General features: G+C 74.2%; 10 protein-coding genes. 3 read left to right on the top strand and 7 right to left on the bottom strand.

All coding sequences use genetic code 11. The features are described from left to right. Positions 1-60: 60 nt before the first annotated feature. The 4 genes from ACFTZA_RS16855 to ACFTZA_RS16840 all read right to left on the bottom strand — a co-directional run bounded on the left by ACFTZA_RS16855 (position 61) and on the right by ACFTZA_RS16840 (position 2733). On the bottom strand, positions 61-732 hold the full coding sequence (locus ACFTZA_RS16855; RefSeq protein ID WP_378197572.1) for a DUF4153 domain-containing protein: 672 nt from the start codon (positions 730-732) through the stop codon (positions 61-63). 27 nt (positions 733-759) lie between these two features. Beyond that, positions 760-1581, bottom strand: coding sequence for a DUF2382 domain-containing protein (locus ACFTZA_RS16850; protein ID WP_378197569.1), 822 nt, complete (start codon positions 1579-1581; stop codon positions 760-762). Positions 1582-1692: 111 nt separating this feature from the next. Beyond that, positions 1693-2364 carry a redox-sensing transcriptional repressor Rex gene (locus ACFTZA_RS16845; RefSeq protein WP_378197566.1) on the bottom strand — a complete coding sequence of 224 codons (672 nt, stop codon included), beginning with the start codon at positions 2362-2364 and terminating at the stop codon, positions 1693-1695. 72 nt (positions 2365-2436) lie between these two features. Continuing rightward, complete coding sequence (locus tag ACFTZA_RS16840) at positions 2437-2733, bottom strand: glutaredoxin family protein (RefSeq protein ID WP_378197563.1); 297 nt, start codon at positions 2731-2733, stop codon at positions 2437-2439. Between the two features lie 58 nt (positions 2734-2791). On the opposite strand from ACFTZA_RS16840, the gene ACFTZA_RS16835 reads away from it, so the two are divergent. Next, positions 2792-3607 carry an HAD family hydrolase gene (locus ACFTZA_RS16835; RefSeq protein WP_378197560.1) on the top strand — a complete coding sequence of 272 codons (816 nt, stop codon included), beginning with the start codon at positions 2792-2794 and terminating at the stop codon, positions 3605-3607. A gap of 142 nt (positions 3608-3749) precedes the next feature. On the opposite strand, the gene ACFTZA_RS16830 is transcribed toward ACFTZA_RS16835, so the two are convergent. Both ACFTZA_RS16830 and ACFTZA_RS16825 read right to left on the bottom strand, forming a co-directional pair. Further along, positions 3750-3848, bottom strand: coding sequence for a 30S ribosomal protein bS22 (locus ACFTZA_RS16830; protein ID WP_003792170.1), 99 nt, complete (start codon positions 3846-3848; stop codon positions 3750-3752). Between the two features lie 198 nt (positions 3849-4046). Continuing rightward, positions 4047-5282 (bottom strand): acetoin utilization protein AcuC, encoded by a 1236-nt coding sequence (locus tag ACFTZA_RS16825; RefSeq protein WP_378197558.1) that lies wholly within the window; start codon positions 5280-5282, stop codon positions 4047-4049. 127 nt (positions 5283-5409) lie between these two features. Here ACFTZA_RS16825 and ACFTZA_RS16820 point away from each other — a divergent pair, with 127 nt between their 5' ends. Both ACFTZA_RS16820 and ACFTZA_RS16815 read left to right on the top strand, forming a co-directional pair. Further along, positions 5410-6786, top strand: coding sequence for a TrkH family potassium uptake protein (locus ACFTZA_RS16820; protein ID WP_378197555.1), 1377 nt, complete (start codon positions 5410-5412; stop codon positions 6784-6786). 90 nt (positions 6787-6876) lie between these two features. Continuing rightward, positions 6877-7581 (top strand): potassium channel family protein, encoded by a 705-nt coding sequence (locus tag ACFTZA_RS16815; RefSeq protein WP_378197575.1) that lies wholly within the window; start codon positions 6877-6879, stop codon positions 7579-7581. A gap of 37 nt (positions 7582-7618) precedes the next feature. Here ACFTZA_RS16815 and ACFTZA_RS16810 read toward each other — a convergent pair whose 3' ends face one another. Continuing rightward, positions 7619-8320, bottom strand: coding sequence for a hypothetical protein (locus ACFTZA_RS16810; RefSeq protein WP_378197552.1), 702 nt, complete (start codon positions 8318-8320; stop codon positions 7619-7621). Between the last annotated feature and the right edge of the window lie 179 nt (positions 8321-8499).

The following is an 8499-nucleotide window of genomic DNA, read 5'->3' as shown; positions in this document are numbered from 1 at the left end:
GTGCTCGGCGAGCACGCGGCCTCTCGCGTCCTGCACCGGCTCGTCCGGCCCCGTGCCCGCTCAGTGACCGAGCCCGGCCCTGTCGACCTTGCGGTGGAACCGCATCCCGGCCAGCCCGCCGAGGACCGCCCCGCCGAGGGTCACGACGGCCGCCGCCACGAGAGCGATGACACCGCCGGTCGTGAGGTCTCTCGTGCTCACCGGGATCTGGGGGAAGCTGTTGAGCTCGGCCAGCACGTTGAACTGGCTGCCCGCGACGAGGCCGAGCAGCGCCAGCACGATCGCGACGACCACGGCCCACACCCACACCGCGACGCCCTGCTTCGCGCCGTCGAAGCGCGCCATCCGCCCCGCGACGTACCCACCGCAGTAGTACGCCACGAAGAGGACGGCGAGCAGGATGATGCCGCCGACGATACCGATGGTCTCGGGGTTCTGCGTCGCCTGGTCGGCCGCGTCCGCAGCGCTCTCCGCCGTGGTCAGGCCGAAGACGGCGCCTGCCGCAGCGGCGAGCGCCGTGAGGATCACGGCCATGCCGGTCGCGGCCAGCCATCCGAAGAACGCCGCGCCGATCTTCACGCCGCCGTACTCCTCCTTCTCCCGCTCCACGACGCTCTCGCGCTCACGACCGACGTGCGCGGCCGTCGGCTCCGCCGCGTGCTCGGGCACGTGCTGGTCCCGCGGTGCGGCCCGGTCGTCGCCGGGCGACGTGCTCCCGTAGCTGGTGCTCATGGGTAGGGTCCTCTCCGTGCCGTGGGATCAGCGTCGCCGGCCGCTCTCCGGGCCGTCCGGCAGGTCCGTCTCGATCTGCTCCTTGCGGACCTGCTCCGTGACCTGCTCGTCCTCCGTCACGGTCTCGGTGCCGAGGCGGACCCGCTCGGTGGGGACGGTCTCCTTGTCGACCACGGGGCGCTCGGCGTGCAGCTCCACCTCGTGCTCCTCGGAGGTGAGGTTGCCGCCGGACATCGCGGCTCCCCGGTTGGCGTCCGTGATGGGCTCGCGCTCGACGCGGACCTCCTCGTGGGAGACCGGGACGGTCCGGGTGACGTTCTCCGTGACGACGTACTTGCGCAGCCGCGCCTTCCCGGCCTGCACGCGCTCCGTCCCGACGTCCAGGCGCTCCTCGGACCGGGTCATCGCGTCGTCCGTCTCCGGCCCCGACGTGTCGTGCCCGACGGTGCCCGTCGTGCCGGTCCGGTCAGCGAGGCCGGTCCGGTCGCCGGCGCCCGGCGTGCCGCCGGTGCCCGCGGGCGTCCCGTAGTCGCTCCGGCCGTAGTAGCGGTAGAGCTCGGCCTCCTCGTCCGGCGACAGGTGACCCTCGGAGTCGTCGACGCGGGGCGCGTCCTTCACCTTGTCCTTGCCGAACGGCACGCGGATGTCGTCACCCTGCACCGTCGCGTCCGCGAGCGGGACGAACGACTCGCCGGTGCCGAACAACCCGGTCGAGACGGTGACCCACTCGGGCCTGCCGGTGGTGTCGTCGAGGAAGATCTGTCCGATCTTGCCGATCTTCTGCCCGGAGGTGTCGGTGACGGTGCCACCGTTCGTGAGCAGGGAGTCGATCTGGTGGGTCTCGATCATGATGATGCGCCCTTCGGAGTCGGTGGGCGAGGGCCCGTCTTCTCGAGCCGACTCCTCCATCGTGGGAGCACCCCGGGGGCACGCATCTGGGGGGGCGCCCCAGCCGTCCGGTCAGGGCGTCGGGGCCCCGAGCGCGCGCGCCTGCGAGTGGAACGCGAGGATCTGCAGCTCGCTGCCCACGTCCACCCCGCGCACGTCCACGTCCGCGGGGACCTGGAGGGCGCACGGCGCGAAGTTGAGGATCTCCTTCACGCCCGCCGCGACGACGCGGTCCGTGACCGCCTGCGCGTGCGCCGCCGGCGTGGCCAGGACGACGATCGACACGCCCTCGCGCGCGACCACCTCCTCGAGGGCGTCGACGTGCTCGACGACGATGCCCGCCGCCCGGGTGCCGACCACGTCCGGCGACGCGTCCAGCAGCGCCGCGACGTGAAACCCGCGCTGCTCGTAGCCGGAGTAGTTGGCGAGCGCGTGCCCGAGGCTGCCGATGCCGATGATCGCGATGCGGTGCTCGTCCGCGAGGCCCAGGGCCTCGGTGATGTACCCGGCGAGCGAGTCGACGTCGTACCCCACTCCCCGCGTGCCGAACGAGCCGAGGAACGACAGGTCCTTGCGCAGCTGCGCCGACCCCACGCCCGACAGCTCGGCCAGCTCCGCGGACGACGTCGTCGAGACCCCGCGCGCGACGAGGTCGCGCAGCGCGCGCAGGTAGAACGGGAGCCGCGCGACCGTCGCGCTCGGGATTCCCGGGAGCACCACCTCACCGACGACCTGCTCAGCCACTCGCCACCACCGCCATCTCCGGACCGTCCTCGTCGACGATCGCCCGACCGTGCTCGTCGTACCCGGTGGACATCATCCCAGGTCCGGCGGCGCGCCCGAAATCCGCGCCACCGCGCGCGCGAGCCGACGCTCGTCGACCCGCCAGAAGGCCTGCTGCACGCCACCGACCGTGACGACCGGGACGTACTCGGAGAACTGCTCGCGGACGCCCGACGGCGTCCCCGCGTCGTCGAGGTCGACCTCGGCCCACGCGACGCCCGCCTCCCCGCACACGCGCGCGACGACGTCGCGCGCGTCGTCGCACAGGTGGCACCCGGCACGCCCGTACAGCAGGACGGGCGGGACCGGGGCGGGATCGGCGGCGCTCACGGTCCCAGGCTAGAGCCCAGTCCCGGACGCGCGGCGCGGGCGCCGTTAGAGTGGCGGCATGCCGACGTCCCCGGGGCAGCCACCCGCCCTCCGCACGGCGGCGTTCTTCGACGTCGACAACACGATCATCCGCGGCGCGTCGTCGTTCCACCTCGCGCGAGCCCTGCACCAGCGCGAGTTCTTCTCGACGACGGACATCGTGCGCTTCGCCGTGCACCAGGCGCGGTACCTCCTGCTCGGCGAGAGCCGGCGGCAGATCGACCGCATCCGCTCGCGCGCGCTCGCCCTCATCGCCGGGCGCTCGGTCGCCGAGATCACCTCCATCGGCGAAGAGGTCTACGACACCGTCCTGTCCCTGCGCATCTACCCCGGCACCCGCCGCCTGCTCGACGAGCACCTCGCCGCCGGTCACCAGGTGTGGCTCGTCTCCGCGACCCCCGTGGAGATCGGCGAGCTCATCGCGCGCCGCCTCGGCGCGACCGGAGCGCTCGGCACCGTCGCGGAGCACGAGGACGGCTTCTACACCGGGCGGCTCGTCGGCGACCTCATGCACGGACGCGCGAAGGCCGCCGCCGTCAGCGCGCTCGCCGAGCGCGAGGGCATCGACCTCGAGGCCTCCTACGCGTACGGCGACTCGCTCAACGACGTCGCGATGATGCACGAGGTCGGGCACCCGTGCCCCATCAACCCCGACGCACGGCTGCGCCGGCACGCGCAGGACGTCGGCTGGCCCATCCGCGAGTTCCGCGGGCGACGACGGCGCGTGACCCGCAGCGGCGTGCGGACCGCGAGCTGGGCCGGGGCCGTGTGGGCGGGGGCGCTCGTCCTGCGGTCCGTGCGCCGGGCGGTCGACCGGCGGCTCGCGCGGCTCTGACCTCTCGCGGGGCGGGGTGGGGGATGTTCGCCCGACCTACCATCCGACTACCTCACCGCGTCCCCACGACGCAGCGAGCCCGGTCACCCCGCGTTCGGGGTGCCGGGCTCGGCGGTCGGCGCGCGCGTCGTGGCGCGCGACGTCACTTCTTGTTGCGGCGCTGGTGACGCGTCTTGCGCAGCAGCTTGCGGTGCTTCTTCTTGGCCATGCGCTTGCGGCGCTTCTTGATGACGGAGCCCATAGGTGGTCCTCGCAATGCTTGTCGGTGCTGGTCGGCGGGGTCGTTCCGGTACGGGGCGACCGCCGTGTGGTCCACGGTTGATCAGGGTTCGTGCACCACGAGCCGACCAACACGAGAGAAATCCGCCCCTTAGCGTACCCGCTCGCGCCGCATCACCCGAACCGGAGTCAGGCCGCGGACACGATCCTCACGTCACGGTCAGTCGAAGTGCGCGTCGAGGCCCAGGTGCCCGAACACGGCGCGTCGCGTCGCGAGGATCGCACGGTCCACGGCGTCGTCCGGGTCGAAGCCCGCGCTCCAGGGACGTGCCTCGACGCCCGCGCCGAAGGTCCCCGGTCCCTCCACGCCCGTGACCTCGGCGACGAGGTCGCGGAACGCCGCGGGGACGGGCTGCCCGTCGACCACGGGTGCGTGCACCACCTCGCCCACGACGGCGGACCACGCGAGCGGCACGACGCGCGCGATCGCGTACCCGCCCCCGCCGAGCGCGAGCCACCGCCCCCCGGTGAGCTCGTGCGCGAGCGCGTGCAGCCGCGCCGCGGCGGTGCGCTGCGCCCCCACGGAGACGTCGAGGTCGGACAGCGGGTCGTCGCCGTGCGCGTCGCAGCCGTGCTGCGTGACGAGCACCTCCGGACGGAACGCCCGCAGCACCGGCGGCACGACGGCGTCGACGGCGCGCAGCCACCGTGCACCGTCGGTGCGGGGCGGCAGGGCCACGTTGACCGCGGTGCCCTCGGCGCCGGGACCTCCGACGTCGGTCGGGTGCCCGGTCCCCGGGAACAGCGTCGCGCCGCTCTGGTGGACGGACACGGTGAGCACCCGCGGGTCGTCCCAGAACACCTCCTCGACGCCGTCGCCGTGGTGGGCGTCGACGTCGACGTACGCCACGCGCCGCACGCCCTCGTCGAGGAGGCGGCGCACGGCGACCGCCGCGTCGTTGTACACGCAGAAGCCGGACGCCGCCCCGGCCTTCGCGTGGTGCATGCCGCCCGCGAGGTTCACCGCATGGCGCACACGGCCCGAGGCGATCGCCCCGGCCGCCTCCCACGAGCCGGCGACGACGCGGGCCGCCGCCTCGTGCATCCCCGGGAACACCGGGTCGTCCTCCGTGCCGAGCCCGCGCCGCGGGTCGGGCGTCCCGTCGTCGGACGCCGCCCGGACGGCCGCGAGGTAGGCGGTGTCGTGCACCGTGGCGAGCACGGCGTCGTCCGCGGGCGGCGGCGCGACCAGCTCGACGTCCGCGCCGTCCAGCAGCCCCAGCTCCTGGGCGAGCCGCATCGTCAGGTCGAGGCGGGCGGGAGCCATGGGGTGCCCCGGGCCGAAGTCGTAGCCGAGGAGGTCCTGGCCCCAGACCACGCACGCCCGGGCGGCCGGCCCGTCGAGCGGTGCGGCGACAGGCGTGCCCTCGGCGGGCGTCGGGGCGGAGATGGGCATGGCTCACGGTAACGCCGTCCGTGCGCCGCCGCGCCGGTCGGCCGTGACGTGACGGGTCACCGGGCCCGTGGCAGAGTTGCGCCGTGGCACGACGTGCGTCGGCGGCCGGCGCCGCGAGGGAGGTCCGATGCCCGCTGGCCTGACCAGCCGGCTGTTCCAGGGGCGTGAGGTCGTCGACCGCCTGGCACGCCAGTCCCCCGCACGGCTCGCCGTCACCGTCTTCGCCGCGGTGGTCGCCCTGTTCACCGCGCTGCTCCTCGCGCCGTGGGCCACGGCGTCGGGCCGTTCGGCGCCGTTCGTCGACGCGCTGTTCACCGCGACGTCGGCGGTGTGCGTCACCGGTCTCGTCGTCGTGCCGACCGGGACCTACTGGTCCGTCTACGGCCAGGTCGTCATCCTCGTCGGCATCAAGGTCGGCGGCCTCGGCATCATGACCCTGGCGTCCATCCTCGGCATGGCCGTCTCGCGCCGCATCGGCCTCACGCAGCGGCTGCTCACGGCCTCGGAGACCAAGACGACGCGGCTCGGCGAGGTCGGCTCGCTCGTGCGGGTCGTCATCCTCACGTCGACCGCGCTCGAGCTGCTCATCGCCCTCATGCTGTTCCCGCGGTTCCTCGTGCTCGAGGAGACCGTCGGCGAGGCCGCGTGGCACGGGATCTTCTACGGGATCTCGGCGTTCAACAACGCCGGCTTCGTGCCCACCCCGGAGGGCCTGGCCCCGTACGTCGGCGACTGGCTGCTGTGCCTGCCGATCATCCTCGGCGTGTTCATCGGGTCGCTGGGCTTCCCCGTCATCCTCAACGTGCTGCGCAGCCGCCGACGCGCGTCGAGGTGGAGCCTGCACACCAAGATCACCCTGACGATGAGCGCCGCCCTCGTCGGCATCGGGACCGTGCTCTACGGGGCGGTCGAGTGGGCGAACGAGCGCACGCTCGGGCCGCTGTCGTTCGGCGACAAGATCCTCGCGTCCCTGTTCGCGGGCGTCATGCCCCGCTCGGGCGGGTTCTCGACCGTGGACACAGGCGGCATGCGCGAGGCCAGCTGGCTCATCACCGACGCGCTGATGTTCGTCGGCGGCGGCTCGGCCTCCACCGCGGGCGGCATCAAGGTCACGACGCTCGCGGTCATGCTCGTCGCGATCGTCTCGGAGGCGCGCGGCGACCGCGACATGGAGGTGTACGGGCGCCGCATCCCGCGCGACACCCTGCGGCTCGCGGTCGCGGTCTCCTTCATCGGCGCCACCGCGGTGCTGCTCTCGAGCCTCCTGCTCCTCGAGATCACGGGCGAGACGCTCGACGTCATCCTCTTCGAGACGATCTCCGCGTTCGCGACCGTGGGCCTGAGCACGGGCATCACGCCCGACCTGCCCGACGCGGGAAAGTACGTGCTCGTCGCGCTCATGTTCATCGGACGCACGGGCACCATGACCTTCGCGGCGGCGCTCGCGCTGCGCGACCGGCGCCGTATCGTGCGGTACCCGGAGGAGCGGCCGATCATCGGCTGAGCGCGACACCCCACGACCACCCCAGGAAGGCACACCGTGATCGAGAACCTGCCCGACCGTGCGCAGACGCCCGACCCCGTCGCGACGCGCATCGCCGAGCGCGGACGCGCCGAGCGCGCGCGGCGGGGAGAGGCGCGCGCCCAGCACAAGGACGGCGGCGTGCTCGTCATCGGCCTCGGGCGGTTCGGCTCCGCGATCGCGGCGACGCTCGACCGTCTCGGTCAGGACGTGCTCGCCGTCGAGCGCGACCCCGACCTCGTCGCCCAGTGGAGCGGTCAGCTCCCGCTCGTCGAGGCGGACGCGTCGAACCCGGTCGCGCTCGACCAGCTCGGCGCGCGCGACTTCCCCGTCGCGGTCGTGGGCGTCGGCACGTCGCTCGAGGCGAGCGTCCTCATCACGGGCAACCTCGTGGACATGGGCACGCCGCAGATCTGGGCGAAGGCCATCTCGGCCGAGCACGGCCGCATCCTCCAGCGCATCGGCGCGCACCACGTGGTGTTCCCCGAGTCGGACGCCGGGTCGCGCGTCGCGCACCTCGTGTCGGGCAAGCTGCTCGACTACATCGAGGTCGAGAACGGCTTCACGATCGTCAAGATGCGCCCCCCGCGGGAGGTGCAGGGCTTCACGCTCGCCCAGTCCAAGGTCCGGGAACGCTACGGCGTCACGGTCATCGGCGTGAAGAGCCCCGGCGAGGACTTCGTCTACGCGACGCCGGAGACGCGGATCAGCGCGAACGACCTGATCATCTGCTCGGGCCACGCCGACCTGCTCGAGCGGTTCGCCGCGCGACCCTGAGGCGCCCGCCACGCACCGACCGCCGGGGCACCGGCCGCTACGCGGGCCGGGCCGCGCGACGGCGCAGCGCGACGCCCGCCGCGACGGCGACGCCCGCGAGCGCCGCGGCGGCGGTGAGCCCGACGCCGGTCGCCGCGAGGCCGCCCGGACGCCCTGACCGCACGGCCTCGGTCCCGGCGCCCGTACCGTCGCCGGCGCTGGTACCGCCCCCGGCGCCCGCGCCGTCGGCGCCGTCGCCCGAGCCCCCCTCGGGTTCGTCGTCCCCGGGGCCACCGGGCTGCCCGCCGTCCCCGGGGAGCGCCGGCGGGCCGGCGACGACGGTGAACGGCGCGGAGAGCACCTCCGTGCCGGTCGCGAGGGCGCGCACCCGGAGGCGGTGCACGCCGGGCACGGTGTCGGCGGGCAACCTCGTGATGAGCTCGAACGCGCCGTCGGCCCCGGCCGTCGCCGTCCCGAGCGGGACGGGGCCCGCGAGCAGGGCGACCTCGTGGCCCGATCCCGGTGCGTGACCGCGCCCGCGCACGACGAGCGGCCCGCCGGGCACGAGAGCGCGGGCTCCCGTGACCACCGCGACCTGCGGGAGGTCGGGCGCGTCCCGCTCGTCGATCTCGACCGTCACGCGGACGCCGTCGCCGGAGGGGCCGGGATCACCGGTCCCCTGCGCCCCGGCGGCGGTGCCGGGGACCGTGAGCGCGGCGGTGAGGAGCGCGGCGGCGAGGAGCCGTCGGGTGGTCGTCACGCGTGCACCTTGTCGTCGAGCCCGGAGGGCAGCCGTGGGCCCCCCGAACCCGACTGGACGACCGTCCAGTCGCGGCCCATCCTGCCACGTCACGCGGGTCGTGCCCAGCCCGCAGAGCCCCCGGTGCCCCGGGACTCCCGGGACGACGGACGCCCGGCCCGCGCCCCCGGTGGAGGGGC

The sequence above is a fragment of the Cellulosimicrobium sp. NPDC057127 genome, from assembly GCF_042670945.1.
Taxonomy (GTDB): Bacteria; Actinomycetota; Actinomycetes; order Actinomycetales; family Cellulomonadaceae; genus Cellulosimicrobium.
The sequence above is the reverse complement of the archived record's forward strand: the minus strand, read 5'-3'. Positions and strand labels throughout refer to the sequence as shown.

Bases quoted from the DNA above. Each gene is read 5' to 3' on its own strand.
- ACFTZA_RS16855 (WP_378197572.1), bottom strand. From the start codon at position 732: ATGAGCACCAGCTACGGGAGCACGTCGCCCGGCGACGACCGGGCCGCA.
- ACFTZA_RS16850 (WP_378197569.1), bottom strand. From the start codon at position 1,581: ATGATCGAGACCCACCAGATCGACTCCCTGCTCACGAACGGTGGCACC.
- ACFTZA_RS16835 (WP_378197560.1), top strand. From the start codon at position 2,792: ATGCCGACGTCCCCGGGGCAGCCACCCGCCCTCCGCACGGCGGCGTTC.
- ACFTZA_RS16830 (WP_003792170.1), bottom strand. From the start codon at position 3,848: ATGGGCTCCGTCATCAAGAAGCGCCGCAAGCGCATGGCCAAGAAGAAG.
- ACFTZA_RS16825 (WP_378197558.1), bottom strand. From the start codon at position 5,282: ATGCCCATCTCCGCCCCGACGCCCGCCGAGGGCACGCCTGTCGCCGCA.
- ACFTZA_RS16820 (WP_378197555.1), top strand. From the start codon at position 5,410: ATGCCCGCTGGCCTGACCAGCCGGCTGTTCCAGGGGCGTGAGGTCGTC.